Raw genomic sequence first — 15,858 nt, 5'->3', positions numbered from 1 at the left:
AATTCGCAACCTTTATTATCGTAAATGAGTATCGTTTTTAAATAAATGGATGGGCGCACATCCTCAGGGGATTCCCGAAACGAAGGCGTAAACGTGGGAGGTTATTCCGCTAAAACCACATTCAAGGAGGAAATAAACATGGCTAAAAGAGGTAAAAAGTACGTAGAAGCTGCAAAGCTTGTTGATCGTGCAACTGCTTACTCTGCAACAGAAGCAGTAGAATTAGTAAAGAAAACAAACACAGCTAAATTTGATGCAACTGTAGAAGCTGCATTCCGTTTAGGTGTTGACCCTAAGAAAGCTGACCAACAAATCCGTGGCGCAGTTGTTCTTCCACACGGTACTGGTAAAGTACAACGTGTATTAGTATTCGCTAAAGGCGAAAAAGCAAAAGAAGCTGAAGCTGCTGGCGCTGACTTCGTAGGCGATACTGATTACATCGGTAAAATCCAACAAGGTTGGTTCGATTTCGATGTAGTAGTAGCAACTCCTGACATGATGGGTGAAGTTGGTAAACTTGGTCGCGTATTAGGACCTAAAGGTTTAATGCCAAACCCTAAAACTGGAACAGTTACTTTCGATGTAACTAAAGCTGTTAACGAAATCAAAGCTGGTAAAGTTGAATACCGCGTTGATAAAGCTGGTAACATCCACGTTCCAATCGGTAAAGTATCTTTCGAAGATGCTAAATTAGTAGAAAACTTCAAAACAATTGCTGATACGCTAGTAAAAGCTAAACCAGCTGCTGCAAAAGGTACTTACATGAAGAATGCAACTGTTGCTTCTACAATGGGACCTGGCGTACGTGTAGACGTTTCTACAATCGCGTAAAAATTGGAAGTTGACTTCATAAAGAAGTTTTAATATAATCATTTATGTTGTGAATTTAAATAGTGTACCGTAGACAGTAGGTGCCAATTTGGCTTAATTTCCTACCTAGGTGTTAATATACGAAACGGAATTTTTTTCTGTGACTATATGCCTCCATGTCTACAACTGGGCATGGAGGTTTTTAGTGCACTTTCGGTACATCTTCTATATAATCTACAGGAGGTGTAATAACATGAGCAAAGCAATCGAAACTAAACAACAAGTTGTAACTGAAATCGCTGATAAACTTCGCGAAAGTAAATCTACAATCGTTGTTGACTACCGTGGTTTAACAGTAGCTGAAGCAACTGAATTACGTAAAAACTTACGTGAAGCTGGCGTTGAGTTCAAAGTTTACAAAAACTCTTTAACTCGTCGTGCTGCAGAATCTGTTGAAATGGCTGAGTTAAACGAATTCTTAACAGGACCAAACGCAATCGCGTTCAGTAACGAGGATGTAGTTGCTCCTGCAAAAGTATTAAACGACTTCGCTAAAGATCATGAAGCTTTAGAAATTAAAGCGGGCGTAATCGAAGGTAAACTTGTATCACTTGATGAGGTTAAAGCTATCGCTACTCTTCCATCACGTGAAGGCTTACTTTCTATGCTTCTTAGCGTTCTTCAAGCTCCAATCCGTAACCTTGCACTTGCTACTAAAGCAGTTGCAGATCAAAAGGAAGAGCAAGGCGCTTAATTTTTTAAAAGATAATTACGTGTTATCGATAAAACAATACAAACCTATTTAAGGGAGGATATTTACAATGACTAAAGAACAAATCATTGAAGCAGTTAAATCTATGACTGTATTAGAACTTAACGACTTAGTAAAAGCTATCGAGGAAGAATTCGGCGTAACTGCTGCTGCTCCTGTAGCTGTTGTTGGTGGCGCTGGTGAAGCTGCTGCTGAGAAAACTGAATTTGACGTAGTACTTGAAAGTGCTGGAGCTCAAAAAATCAAAGTTATCAAAGTTGTTCGTGAAATCACTGGTCTTGGCTTAAAAGAAGCTAAAGAATTAGTTGACAACACTCCAAAAGCAATCAAAGAAGGCGCTTCTAAAGAAGAAGCTGAAGAAATGAAAGCTAAACTTGAAGAAGTTGGCGCTGCTGTAGAAGTTAAGTAATTAACTTTTGAAGCTTAAAAAAAGCTCGCTCTTATGCGGGCTTTTTTTTTAACTGTAAAGAAAAGAGGTGGCCATATGGCAGACCATTATTTTTCTAACGACCCTTCGAGCAAAAGTGATCGTAAACGATGGGAATATACATTGCGAGGATCTCGATTTGTTTTTTTATCTGACCATGGGGTGTTTTCGAAAAACGAGGTAGACTTTGGTTCTCGTCTTTTAATTGAAGCGTTTCAAATGCCAGATGTTCAAGGTGATGTGTTGGATGTTGGGTGTGGATACGGTCCAATCGGTTTATCATTAGCGAAAGAGTGGCAAGGTCGTAACGTTCATATGGTGGATGTGAATGAAAGGGCGCTTGGGCTTGCGGAAGAAAACGCCGCTAATAACAAAATTGAAAATGTTCATATTTTCCAAAGTAGCGTCTATGAAAATGTGAACGGACAGTATGCTGCTATTCTATCTAATCCTCCGATTCGTGCTGGTAAGCATATCGTGCATGAAATTTTAGAAAAAGCTGTGGATCATCTAGTGCCAGGTGGGGAGCTTTGGATTGTTATTCAAAAGAAACAAGGAGCACCATCTGCGCTAAAAAAACTAGAAGAATCATTTTCTGAAGTTGAGGTTGTAGAAAAGAAAAAAGGATATTATATCATAAAATCAAAAAAACGTTGACGGTTATTTTTGGCTATGTTAACATTATACAATGCCAATATATGATTTTCTGCGTTGAGAAAAATGTATATTTTTGTTTCTCTTGGAAAAGATAGTAAAATCAGCAGATTATGAAACAGAATGATGGTTTTCTTATAGAAGCCATTTTTCTTTTTTGAGCAGGTAGAAAGACTCAACGTATCTATCTTTGAGAGAAAAAGCTACGCTAATGGCGTTAGCTGTATTTATTTGTGATTTTGCACAAATTTTTTTGTGCATTTATAATACTCATGATTTGAGGGGTGAAGCAGTTGACAGGTCAACTAGTTCAATACGGACGCCACCGCCAACGAAGAAGTTATGCCCGTATTAGTGAAGTATTAGAGTTACCAAATCTTATCGAAATTCAAACCTCTTCTTATCAGTGGTTTCTTGATGAGGGTTTGCGAGAAATGTTCCAAGACATTTCTCCGATTGAAGACTTTACGGGAAATCTATCGCTTGAATTTATCGACTACAGCTTAGGTGAACCTAAATACTCTGTAGAAGAGTGTAAAGAGCGTGATGTGACGTATGCAGCACCACTTCGTGTGAAAGTTCGTCTAATCAATAAGGAAACTGGTGAAGTAAAAGAACAGGATGTGTTCATGGGAGATTTCCCACTCATGACAGAGACAGGAACATTCGTAATTAACGGTGCAGAACGTGTTATCGTTTCCCAGTTAGTTCGCTCTCCAAGCGTATACTATAGTGGCAAAGTGGATAAAAACGGAAAACGTGGTTTTACTGCTACTGTAATTCCAAACCGCGGAGCTTGGTTAGAGTATGAAACAGATGCTAAGGATGTTGTATATGTACGTATTGACCGTACGCGTAAACTTCCTGTAACTGTTTTGTTACGCGCATTAGGGTTTGGCTCTGATCAAGAAATCACCGAGCTTTTAGGTGATAACGAATACTTAAGCAATACGCTAGAAAAAGACAACACAGATAGCACAGAAAAAGCATTGCTTGAAATTTATGAGCGTCTACGTCCAGGTGAACCACCGACAGTAGAAAATGCGAAAAGCTTGCTTGTTTCTCGCTTCTTTGATCCAAAGCGCTACGATTTAGCAAATGTAGGCCGCTACAAGATCAACAAAAAGTTACACATTAAAAATAGATTGTTTAACCAACGTTTAGCTGAAACATTAGTGGATCCAGAAACTGGTGAAATTTTAGCGGCTGAAGGAACAATCTTAGATCGTCGTACATTAGATCGCATTTTACCTTACTTAGAGAAAAACATTGGATTCAAAACAGCGAAACCAATGGGTGGAGTGGTAGAAGGCGATGTTGAGCTGCAATCTATTAAGATTTATGCTCCAGAGTCAGATGGTGAACGTTCTATCAACGTAATTGGGAATGCAAATATCACTCGTGACGTAAAACATATCACACCAGGTGATATCCTTGCTTCTATTAGCTACTTCTTTAACCTACTATACAAAGTAGGAGATACAGATGATATTGACCATTTAGGAAATCGTCGTCTGCGTTCTGTAGGGGAGTTATTACAAAACCAATTCCGTATCGGTCTTTCTCGTATGGAACGTGTTGTTCGTGAGAGAATGTCGATTCAAGATACAAATGCAATTACACCGCAGGCGTTAATTAACATTCGTCCAGTTATTGCATCTATTAAAGAGTTCTTCGGAAGTTCTCAGTTATCTCAGTTCATGGACCAAACAAACCCATTAGCAGAGTTAACGCACAAACGAAGACTATCAGCATTAGGACCTGGTGGTTTAACACGTGAGCGTGCAGGCTTTGAAGTACGTGACGTTCACTACTCTCACTATGGTCGTATGTGTCCAATTGAAACACCAGAGGGACCAAACATCGGTTTGATCAACTCATTATCTTCATTCGCGAAAGTAAATGAGTTTGGTTTCATTGAAACTCCATACCGTCGTGTTGATCCGGAAACTGGTCGTGTAACGGGTCATGTTGATTACTTAACAGCAGACGAAGAAGATAACTATGTTGTAGCCCAAGCGAATATGAAATTATCTGAAGAAGGGGAATTCCTTGATGAAGATATCGTAGCTCGTTTCCGTGGTGAAAACATTGTCACAAATAGAGAACGCATCGACTACATGGATGTATCTCCAAAACAAGTAGTGTCGGCAGCGACAGCTTGTATTCCGTTCTTAGAAAACGATGACTCCAACCGTGCACTTATGGGTGCGAACATGCAACGTCAGGCGGTTCCGTTAATGAATCCGGAATCTCCGATTGTAGGTACAGGTATGGAGTACGTATCAGCAAAAGACTCAGGTGCTGCAGTAATCTGTAAACACCCAGGTGTTGTTGAACGCGTAGAAGCACGTGAAGTTTGGGTACGCCGTTATGTAGAAGTTGACGGTCAAAAAGTAAAAGGCGACTTAGATCGCTACAAAATGTTGAAATTCATTCGTTCTAACCAAGGAACTTGCTATAACCAACGTCCAATCGTAAGTGTTGGCGATCAAGTTGTAAAAGGTGAAATCCTTGCGGATGGTCCTTCTATGGAAAAAGGTGAACTAGCACTTGGACGTAACGTGCTTGTTGGCTTCATGACATGGGACGGTTATAACTACGAGGATGCGATCATTATGAGTGAGCGCCTTGTAAAAGACGATGTGTACACTTCGATCCATATTGAAGAATATGAATCAGAAGCTCGTGATACGAAGCTTGGACCAGAAGAAATTACACGTGATATCCCGAACGTTGGGGAAGATGCGCTTCGCAACCTTGACGAACGTGGTATTATTCGCATCGGTGCTGAAGTAAAAGACGGAGATCTACTTGTTGGTAAAGTAACACCAAAAGGTGTAACAGAATTAACAGCAGAGGAACGTTTATTACATGCAATCTTCGGTGAGAAAGCACGTGAAGTACGTGATACATCACTTCGTGTACCACACGGTGGTGGCGGTATTATCTTAGACGTAAAAGTATTTAACCGTGAAGATGGCGATGAATTGCCACCAGGTGTAAACCAACTTGTACGTGCATATATCGTTCAAAAACGTAAGATTTCTGAAGGTGACAAGATGGCCGGCCGTCACGGTAACAAAGGTGTTATCTCCCGTATTTTACCGGAAGAAGATATGCCATATTTACCAGACGGTACACCAATCGATATCATGTTGAACCCATTAGGGGTACCATCTCGTATGAATATCGGTCAGGTATTAGAGCTTCATCTTGGTATGGCAGCAAGATACCTTGGTATCCACGTTGCAACACCAGTATTCGATGGTGCTCGTGAGGAAGATGTATGGGGTACAATCGAAGAAGCTGGTATGGCAAATGACGCGAAAACAATCCTGTATGACGGACGTACTGGTGAACCATTCGACAACCGCGTATCTGTTGGTGTCATGTATATGATCAAACTTGCGCACATGGTTGACGATAAACTTCATGCTCGTTCTACTGGACCATACTCACTTGTAACGCAGCAACCTCTTGGAGGTAAAGCTCAGTTCGGTGGACAGCGTTTCGGTGAGATGGAGGTTTGGGCACTTGAAGCTTACGGTGCTGCTTATACTCTTCAAGAAATCTTAACAGTGAAGTCTGATGATGTTGTCGGCCGCGTTAAGACATATGAAGCAATTGTTAAAGGTGAAAATGTTCCAGAACCAGGCGTTCCAGAATCATTCAAAGTATTGATTAAAGAACTGCAAAGTTTAGGTATGGACGTTAAAATGATGTCTAGCGACGATACAGAAATTGAAATGCGTGATACGGAAGATGATGATGATCATCAATCAGCAGACAAATTGAATATTGAAGTTGAGACAACTAAGGAATAATTGGGATAACCTGTAGACTAAAAGGGAGGTAGGCCCCTTGATAGATGTAAATAACTTTGAATATATGAAGATTGGACTTGCTTCACCTGACAAGATTCGTTCTTGGTCATACGGTGAAGTTAAGAAACCAGAAACAATTAACTATCGTACGTTAAAGCCAGAAAAAGACGGCTTGTTCTGTGAGCGTATTTTCGGACCACAAAAGGACTGGGAATGTCATTGCGGAAAATATAAGCGTGTACGTTATAAAGGTGTAGTTTGTGATCGATGTGGCGTTGAAGTAACGCGTGCGAAAGTACGTCGTGAACGTATGGGTCATATTGAATTGGCTGCTCCTGTATCTCATATTTGGTATTTCAAAGGTATCCCGAGCCGCATGGGACTTGTCTTAGACATGTCCCCTCGCGCGCTTGAAGAAGTAATTTATTTCGCTTCTTATGTTGTAACAGAAAGTGGAGATACACCACTTGATAAGAAGCAATTGCTTTCTGAAAAAGAATACCGTGCATATCGTGATCGATATGGCAGCACATTCCAAGCTGCTATGGGTGCAGAAGCGATTAAGAAGCTATTACAAGACATCGATTTGGATAAAGAAGTAGACTTCTTAAAAGAAGAATTAAAAACAGCACAAGGACAACGTCGTACTCGTGCTATTAAACGTCTAGAAGTATTAGAAGCATTCCGTAACTCTGGCAATGAACCTTCTTGGATGATCTTAGATGTTCTGCCGGTTATCCCACCAGAACTACGCCCAATGGTACAGTTAGATGGTGGACGTTTTGCAACTTCTGACTTAAATGACTTATACCGTCGTGTAATTAACCGTAACAACCGTTTAAAACGTCTATTGGACTTAGGTGCACCAAGCATCATCGTTCAAAACGAAAAACGTATGTTACAAGAAGCTGTAGACGCATTAATCGATAATGGTCGTCGTGGCCGTCCAGTTACTGGTCCGGGTAACCGTCCATTAAAATCACTATCTCACATGCTAAAAGGTAAACAAGGACGTTTCCGTCAAAACTTATTAGGTAAACGCGTTGATTACTCTGGTCGTTCCGTTATCGTTGTAGGACCGAACTTAAAAATGTATCAATGTGGATTACCGAAAGAGATGGCACTTGAATTGTTCAAACCTTTCGTTATGAAAGATTTAGTGGAAAAAGGATTAGCACACAACATTAAGAGTGCTAAACGTAAAATCGAGCGTGTACAACCTGAAGTTTGGGACGTTTTAGAATCTGTGATCAAAGAGCATCCAGTACTTCTAAACCGCGCACCAACACTTCACCGTCTTGGTATCCAGGCGTTTGAACCTACACTAGTAGAAGGTCGCGCAATCCGTCTTCACCCACTTGTATGTACTGCATACAACGCGGACTTTGACGGTGACCAAATGGCGGTTCACGTTCCGTTATCATCAGAAGCACAAGCGGAAGCTCGTCTTCTTATGTTAGCGGCACAAAACATCTTGAATCCAAAAGACGGAAAACCAGTTGTTACTCCATCTCAGGATATGGTATTAGGTAACTACTACTTAACACTTGAGCGTGAGGGTGCAATCGGTGAAGGTATGGTCTTCAAAGATGCAAACGAAGCAATACTTGCATACCAAAATGGATATGTACATCTGCACACACGTGTTGCGGTTGCTGCAAGTTCAGTAAATAACGTAACATTTACTGAAGAGCAAAAAGGTAAGCTTCTATTAACAACAGTTGGTAAATTAATATTTAACGAAATCTTACCAGAGTCGTTCCCTTATATTAATGAACCAACAAACTCAAACCTTGAAAAAGAAACTCCAGCGGAGTATTTCGTTGAAAAAGGTGCGAACATTAAAGAGATTATTGCTAGTCGCGAAGAAGTGGCGCCATTTAGTAAGAAAATCCTTGGTAATATTATTGCGGAAGTGTTCAAACGTTTCCACATTACGGAAACATCTCGTATGCTTGACCGTATGAAAAACTTAGGATTTAAATACTCTACAAAAGCTGGTATTACAGTTGGGGTATCAGACATTCTTGTATTAGGCGAAAAAGATGAAATTCTCCACGAAGCACAAGCAAAAGTAGATAAAGTAATTAAACAATTCCGTCGCGGTTTAATCACGGAAGAAGAACGTTACGATCGCGTTATCTCTATTTGGAGTAATGCGAAAGATGTTATCCAAGGAAAGCTGATGAAATCCTTGAATAAACGCAACCCAATCTTCATGATGAGTGATTCCGGTGCCCGTGGTAACGCATCGAACTTTACTCAGCTTGCTGGTATGCGTGGTCTGATGGCCAATCCATCTGGTCGTATCATTGAGCTTCCGATCAAATCAAGTTTCCGTGAAGGTTTAACAGTACTTGAGTACTTCATCTCTACGCATGGTGCGCGTAAAGGTCTTGCCGATACAGCACTTAAAACTGCCGATTCTGGTTACTTAACACGTCGTCTTGTAGACGTTGCACAAGATGTAATCGTTCGTGAAGATGATTGTGGAACAGATCGTGGTTTATTAATCGGTGCGATTAAAGAGGGTAATGAAGTTATTGAGTCACTATATGATCGTCTTGTTGGACGTTTTGCAAGAAAAACTGTAAAACATCCTGAAACAGGTGAAGTATTAGTTGGTGAAAACCAATTAATTACTGAAGATATCGCTCATATCGTTGAAAATTCGGGTGTTGAAACTGTAAACATTCGTTCAGCGTTTACGTGTAATACTCGCCACGGTGTATGTAAGAAGTGTTACGGTCGTAACTTAGCAACTGGTACAGACGTAGAAGTAGGAGAGGCGGTAGGTATTATCGCAGCTCAATCTATCGGTGAGCCAGGTACACAGTTAACGATGCGTACGTTCCATACAGGTGGGGTTGCCGGAGATGATATCACACAAGGTTTACCTCGTATCCAAGAGATCTTCGAAGCTCGTAATCCGAAAGGTCAGGCAGTTATCAGTGAAATCGACGGTGTTATCGCGGCGATTAACGATGTTAAAGATCGTCAAGAGGTAGTTGTACAGGGTGAGGTTGAAGCTCGCACATATGCAATTCCTTATGGTGCTCGTCTAAAAGTAGTCCTAGGACAACAAATTGGTCACGGAAAAGAGTTAACAGAAGGTTCTATTGATCCGAAAGAATTACTAAAAGTAACGGACATTACAGCAGTTCAAGAATACTTGTTACGTGAAGTTCAAAAAGTATACCGTATGCAAGGGGTAGAAATTGGTGACAAGCACGTAGAGGTAATGGTTCGCCAAATGCTTCGTAAAGTCCGTGTCATCGATGCGGGTGAAACAGATGTATTACCAGGAACATTACTGGATATCCACCAGTTTACTGATGCGAATGCAAAAGTGTTGTTAGAAGGTAAACAGCCAGCTACAGCACGACCAGTACTTCTTGGTATTACAAAAGCATCACTTGAAACAGATTCATTCTTATCTGCAGCGTCGTTCCAAGAAACAACTCGCGTTCTAACAGATGCAGCAATTAAAGGCAAACGCGATGAACTTCTAGGATTGAAAGAGAATGTTATTATCGGTAAACTTGTTCCAGCTGGAACTGGTATGAATCGTTATCGTAAAGTGGATCTTGTTAAAACAACACAAGAAGACATGAATGTAGAAAACGATGAAGTTTACGTGGAACAGTAAAATTTTCCGTCGTAAATTTTGTATAAAAACAGATAATCCTAGTTGACATTGTATGAGTCAAAATGTTACTATAAGCAAGGTTGCTCCTGAACGATGCTTTGGAGGATATGTATATGTCTTATCAAAAAGTATCAAATGCGGAAAATGTAATCGTTGGTCATAAACGAACATTGGAAGCAATTAAAAATGGTACAGTTAAAGAAGTTGTTATTGCAGAAGATGCTGACATGCGTTTAACCCATGTTATCGCTCGTACTGCACTGCAACATAACGTGCCCATAACCAAAGTTGAATCGGTTCGTAAGCTTGGTAAAGCTTCGGGGATTCAAGTGGGAGCTTCAGCAATAGGAATAATAAGTTAAAACTGTTTTTGTGAGGAGAGAGCATTTGCTCTCCCTTGCAAAAACTTTGTTTTCAACTAATAATGAACCACCTGGATATGTGGTCATACAAACATGCGAAGGGAGGATAAATCAAATGCCTACTATTAACCAATTAGTGAGAAATGGTCGTACTGATAAAGTATGGAAATCTAAATCACCTGCGTTAAACAAAGGTTTCAACTCTTTAAAGAAAAAATCAACTGATATCTCTGCACCTCAAAAACGTGGTGTATGTACTCGTGTTGGTACAATGACTCCAAAGAAACCGAACTCAGCGTTACGTAAATACGCTCGTGTACGTTTAACAAACGGTATCGAGGTTACTGCTTACATCCCAGGTATCGGTCATAACCTACAAGAGCATAGCGTAGTATTAATTCGCGGTGGTCGTGTAAAGGATTTACCGGGGGTACGTTACCACATCGTTCGTGGTGCGCTTGACACAGCTGGTGTTGACAAACGTATGCAAGGACGTTCTAAATATGGTACTAAGAGACCAAAACCTGCTAAAAAATAATAAATTTACAATGAAAGGAGGAACTCAATATGCCTCGTAAAGGACCTGTTGCGAAACGTGATGTGTTACCAGATCCAATGTACAATTCTAAACTAGTAACACGCCTAATCAACAAAATGATGGTTGACGGTAAAAAAGGTAAATCTCAAACAATTCTTTATAATGCGTTCGATATCGTTAGTGAACGTACTGGTAAAGAGCCAATGGAAGTATTCGAGCAAGCTCTTAAGAACATTATGCCTGTTCTTGAAGTACGCGCTCGTCGTGTTGGTGGTGCTAACTACCAAGTTCCAGTTGAGGTTCGTCCAGAACGCCGTACAACTTTAGGTCTTCGTTGGTTAGTAAACTACGCTCGTCTTCGTGGTGAAAAAACTATGGAAGAGCGTCTTGCTAACGAAATCTTAGATGCAGCTAACAACGCTGGTGCATCTGTTAAGAAACGTGAAGACACTCATAAAATGGCAGAAGCTAACAAAGCATTTGCTCATTACCGTTGGTAGGATTCAACGTAAAATAAATGTAAGCATAGACCGCTTTATTTGTCGCTTATGGAAGTGTGGAGAGGGAGAATGCCTCTCCCTTTCAATGGCGCTCGTTTTACATAATGAGAGCACTGGACATACTGACATGTGTAACAAAATAAAGTGGCTTTTTTTGCTACTTAAAATAAAAAATCCAATCCATATATGGAAGGAGCAAGACACCAAATGGGAAGAGAGTTCTCTTTAGAAAACACTCGTAATATTGGTATCATGGCTCACATCGATGCTGGTAAAACAACAGCAACTGAACGTATCCTGTACTACACAGGTCGTATTCATAAAATCGGTGAAACTCACGAAGGTGCATCTCAGATGGACTGGATGGAGCAAGAGCAAGAGCGTGGTATCACAATTACTTCTGCTGCAACTACAGCTCAATGGAAAGGTCACCGTGTAAACATCATTGACACTCCAGGACACGTAGACTTCACAGTAGAAGTAGAACGTTCTTTACGCGTACTTGATGGCGCAGTAGCAGTACTTGATGCACAATCTGGTGTAGAACCACAAACAGAAACTGTTTGGCGTCAGGCTACTACTTACGGCGTACCTCGTATCGTATTCGTTAACAAAATGGATAAAATCGGTGCTGATTTCTTATACTCTGTAGGAACAATCCATGATCGTTTACAAGCAAACGCACATCCAATTCAGTTACCAATCGGTGCTGAAGACGAGTTCAATGGTATCATTGACCTTGTTGAAGAGTGTGCTTACATGTACGGTAACGATTTAGGAACAGACATTCAACGTGTTGAAATTCCTGAAGAGCACAAAGAATTAGCTGAAGAATACCGCGGAAGACTTATTGAAGCGGTAGCTGAGCTTGATGAAGAAATGATGATGAAGTACCTAGAAGGTGAAGAAATCACTGTAGAAGAGCTTAAAGCTGGTATCCGTAAGGCTACAACTTCTGTAGAATTCTTCCCAGTAATCTGTGGTTCTGCATTCAAAAACAAAGGTGTTCAAATTCTGTTAGACGCAGTTATTGACTACTTACCATCTCCATTAGATGTACCTGCTATTAAAGGTATTCTTCCGGATACAGATGAAGAAGTAGAACGTAAGTCTAGCGATGAAGAACCATTCGCAGCTCTAGCATTCAAAATCATGACTGACCCTTATGTTGGTAAGTTAACGTTCTTCCGTGTGTACTCTGGTGTGTTAAACTCTGGATCATACGTGAAAAACTCAACTAAAGGTAAGCGTGAGCGTGTAGGTCGTATCCTACAAATGCACGCTAACAGCCGTGAAGAGATCTCAACAGTTTACGCTGGTGACATCGCTGCTGCTGTAGGTTTAAAAGATACTACTACTGGTGATACTCTTTGTGACGAGAAGAGCCTTGTTATCCTTGAGTCTATGGAATTCCCAGAGCCAGTTATCTCTGTAGCTATCGAACCAAAATCTAAAGCTGACCAAGATAAAATGGGTACAGCATTAGCTAAGCTTTCTGAAGAAGATCCAACATTCCGTGCTCACACTGACCAAGAAACTGGCCAAACAATCATCGCTGGTATGGGTGAACTTCACCTTGATATCATCGTTGACCGTATGCGCCGTGAATTCAAAGTTGAAGCAAACGTTGGTGCTCCTCAGGTAGCATACCGTGAAACTTTCCGCGCTGCTGCGAAAGTTGAAGGTAAGTTCGCTCGTCAATCTGGTGGTCGTGGACAATTCGGTCACGTTTGGATTGAGTTTGAACCTAACGAAGAAGGTAAAGGATTCGAATTCGAAAACAAGATCGTCGGTGGTGTTGTTCCACGTGAATACATCCCAGCTGTAGGAGCAGGTCTTGAAGATGCACTTAAAAATGGTGTACTTGCTGGATATCCACTAGTAGACATTAAAGCTGCATTAGTTGACGGATCTTACCATGATGTTGACTCCTCTGAGATGGCGTTCAAAATCGCTGCATCTATGGCACTTAAAGCTGCGGTTTCTAAATGTAGCCCAGTAATTCTTGAGCCAATGATGAAAGTTGAAGTTGTAATTCCTGAAGAGTACATGGGAGACATCATGGGTGACGTAACATCTCGTCGTGGACGTGTAGAAGGTATGGAAGCTCGCGGTAACGCACAAGTTGTTCGCGCTATGGTTCCACTTTCTGAAATGTTCGGTTATGCAACGTCATTACGTTCTAACACTCAAGGACGTGGAACATTCTCAATGGTATTTGACCATTATGAAGAAGTGCCAAAGTCTGTTTCAGAAGAAATTATCAAAAAAAATAAAGGTGAATAATTGATTTTTATCGATTGTTCAAGTATAACTACTTATGTAAGCTTAGAAAGTGGGACGTAAGTTTCACTTTCTAGTCTAAATATAAAATAACCTATATAAACTAAGGAGGAATTTAGAATGGCTAAAGCTAAATTCGAACGTTCTAAACCCCATGTTAACATCGGTACAATCGGCCACGTTGACCATGGTAAAACTACATTAACTGCTGCGATCACTACAGTTCTTGCAAAAGCTGGTGGTGCTGAAGCACGCGGATACGATCAAATCGATGCTGCTCCAGAAGAAAGAGAGCGCGGTATCACAATCTCAACTGCACACGTTGAGTACGAAACTGAAACTCGTCACTATGCACACGTTGACTGCCCAGGTCACGCTGACTATGTTAAAAACATGATCACTGGTGCTGCTCAAATGGACGGCGGTATCTTAGTAGTATCTGCTGCTGATGGTCCAATGCCACAAACTCGTGAGCACATCCTTCTTTCTCGTCAAGTAGGTGTACCTTACATCGTTGTATTCTTAAACAAATGCGACATGGTAGACGACGAAGAATTATTAGAATTAGTAGAAATGGAAGTTCGCGATCTATTATCTGAATACGACTTCCCAGGCGATGATATCCCTGTAGTTAAAGGTTCTGCTCTTAAAGCTCTTGAAGGAGAAGCTGAGTGGGAAGCTAAAATCGTTGAGTTAATGGCTGAAGTTGATGCTTACATCCCAACTCCAGAACGTGACACTGACAAACCATTCTTAATGCCTATCGAGGACGTATTCTCTATCACAGGTCGTGGTACAGTTGCTACTGGTCGTGTAGAGCGTGGAGTAGTTAAAGTTGGTGACGTGGTAGAAATCATCGGTCTTGCTGAAGAGAACGCTTCTACAACTGTAACTGGTGTTGAAATGTTCCGTAAGCTTCTTGACCAAGCTCAAGCTGGTGACAACATCGGTGCTCTACTTCGTGGGGTTGCTCGTGAAGAAATCCAACGTGGACAAGTTCTTGCTAAAACTGGCTCTGTAAAAGCTCACGCTAAATTCAAAGCTGAAGTTTACGTTTTATCTAAAGAAGAAGGTGGACGTCACACTCCATTCTTCGCTAACTACCGTCCACAATTCTACTTCCGTACAACTGACGTAACTGGAATCATCCAATTACCAGAAGGTACTGAAATGGTAATGCCTGGCGACAACATCGAAATGACTGTTGAACTTATCGCTCCAATCGCAGTTGAAGAGGGAACTAAGTTCTCTATCCGTGAAGGCGGACGTACTGTAGGTGCTGGTGTAGTTGCTACAATCATCGCTGAGTAATCTTTAAATAGATTCGAAAAAACCCGAGGGATTCTCCCTTGGGTTTTTTTATATTATTTATAATAGAAGAAAGAGTGTTTTCTAGTTTTTGACGAGTTTCTTCTATAGTATATAAATTAGAAAATAAAGAATCCAAAAACTGTAAAAGTATTTACCGCAGATGAAAACTTGAAATTCTTTAAAGTGCCATGTATAATAGCAAAAGTAGAGAAAAGCAGATGCAAACAAAAATATGCTTGCATCTAGACGAATAACATTGTATAATAGACAATGTTGGTCTTTGACTGCGATGAAGTGGAAGGTTGCTGACACACCCGGCCGCTTTGCCATGGCATGGTGTGAGGAAATTTCCATGGAGAAGGTCTATTTTAGAAATAGGCGAACGAAGGAGGGAAAATAATGGCAAAAGAAAAAATTCGTATCCGTTTAAAAGCTTACGATCACCGTATTCTTGATCAGTCAGCTGAGAAAATTGTAGAAACAGCTAAGCGTTCTGGGGCAACAGTTTCTGGTCCGATCCCATTACCAACTGAAAAAACTGTTTACACAATTCTTCGTGCTGTTCATAAGTACAAAGATTCTCGTGAGCAATTCGAAATGCGCACGCACAAACGTCTAATTGACATCGTGAGCCCTACTCCACAAACAGTAGACTCATTAATGCGTTTAGACTTACCATCTGGTGTAGATATCGAAATCAAACTATAATTTATATAACTTAAAAA

Annotated in this window: 12 protein-coding genes and 1 other annotated feature; all 12 genes read left to right on the top strand. The window is 40.7% G+C overall.

The genetic code is table 11. The features are described 5' to 3' along the window. Window positions 1–138: 138 nt before the first annotated feature. The 12 genes from rplA (at window position 139) to rpsJ (ending at window position 15,841) form a co-directional block, all read left to right on the top strand. On the top strand, window positions 139–831 hold the full coding sequence (rplA, locus tag BLV40_RS23680) for a 50S ribosomal protein L1 (RefSeq protein ID WP_026593157.1): 693 nt from the start codon (window positions 139–141) through the stop codon (window positions 829–831). 49 nt (window positions 832–880) lie between these two features. After that, window positions 881–1,024 (top strand) — a sequence feature (ribosomal protein L10 leader region). Window positions 1,025–1,063: 39 nt separating this feature from the next. Then, on the top strand, window positions 1,064–1,564 hold the full coding sequence (gene rplJ, locus BLV40_RS23675) for a 50S ribosomal protein L10 (protein ID WP_026593158.1): 501 nt from the start codon (window positions 1,064–1,066) through the stop codon (window positions 1,562–1,564). 67 nt (window positions 1,565–1,631) lie between these two features. Further along, window positions 1,632–1,991, top strand: a complete 360-nt coding sequence (gene rplL, locus BLV40_RS23670) for a 50S ribosomal protein L7/L12 (protein ID WP_006093113.1) — start codon at window positions 1,632–1,634, stop codon at window positions 1,989–1,991. 75 nt (window positions 1,992–2,066) lie between these two features. After that, a complete protein-coding gene (locus BLV40_RS23665) occupies window positions 2,067–2,666 on the top strand; it encodes a class I SAM-dependent methyltransferase (RefSeq protein ID WP_090694438.1) in 600 nt (199 codons plus the stop codon). Between the two features lie 290 nt (window positions 2,667–2,956). Then, window positions 2,957–6,490, top strand: a complete 3,534-nt coding sequence (rpoB, locus tag BLV40_RS23660; RefSeq protein ID WP_026593160.1) for a DNA-directed RNA polymerase subunit beta — start codon at window positions 2,957–2,959, stop codon at window positions 6,488–6,490. Between the two features lie 37 nt (window positions 6,491–6,527). Beyond that, a complete protein-coding gene (gene rpoC / locus BLV40_RS23655) occupies window positions 6,528–10,139 on the top strand; it encodes a DNA-directed RNA polymerase subunit beta' (RefSeq protein WP_026593161.1) in 3,612 nt (1,203 codons plus the stop codon). Between the two features lie 113 nt (window positions 10,140–10,252). Next, window positions 10,253–10,501 carry a ribosomal L7Ae/L30e/S12e/Gadd45 family protein gene (locus tag BLV40_RS23650; protein WP_026593162.1) on the top strand — a complete coding sequence of 83 codons (249 nt, stop codon included), beginning with the start codon at window positions 10,253–10,255 and terminating at the stop codon, window positions 10,499–10,501. A 115-nt stretch (window positions 10,502–10,616) separates the two neighbouring features. Continuing rightward, on the top strand, window positions 10,617–11,039 hold the full coding sequence (gene rpsL, locus BLV40_RS23645; protein WP_001142341.1) for a 30S ribosomal protein S12: 423 nt from the start codon (window positions 10,617–10,619) through the stop codon (window positions 11,037–11,039). A 29-nt stretch (window positions 11,040–11,068) separates the two neighbouring features. Continuing rightward, the gene (gene rpsG / locus BLV40_RS23640; RefSeq protein WP_001137493.1) at window positions 11,069–11,539 is read left to right on the top strand and encodes a 30S ribosomal protein S7; all 471 of its coding nucleotides are present in this window, start codon (window positions 11,069–11,071) and stop codon (window positions 11,537–11,539) included. Window positions 11,540–11,746: 207 nt separating this feature from the next. Beyond that, window positions 11,747–13,825 (top strand): elongation factor G, encoded by a 2,079-nt coding sequence (fusA, locus tag BLV40_RS23635; protein ID WP_026593163.1) that lies wholly within the window; start codon window positions 11,747–11,749, stop codon window positions 13,823–13,825. A gap of 117 nt (window positions 13,826–13,942) precedes the next feature. Then, window positions 13,943–15,133: an elongation factor Tu gene (gene tuf, locus BLV40_RS23630; protein ID WP_026593164.1), complete on the top strand. Its 1,191-nt coding sequence runs from the start codon at window positions 13,943–13,945 to the stop codon at window positions 15,131–15,133. A gap of 399 nt (window positions 15,134–15,532) precedes the next feature. Beyond that, entirely contained in the window at window positions 15,533–15,841 is a 309-nt protein-coding gene (rpsJ, locus tag BLV40_RS23620) for a 30S ribosomal protein S10 (RefSeq protein ID WP_001040596.1), read from the top strand. Window positions 15,842–15,858 lie beyond the last annotated feature (17 nt).

Origin of the sequence: Bacillus sp. 166amftsu (assembly GCF_900107445.1) — a bacterium.
GTDB classification, from domain to species: domain Bacteria; phylum Bacillota; class Bacilli; order Bacillales; family Bacillaceae_G; genus Bacillus_A; species Bacillus_A arachidis.
This window is presented reverse-complemented; position numbering and strand designations above follow the sequence as displayed.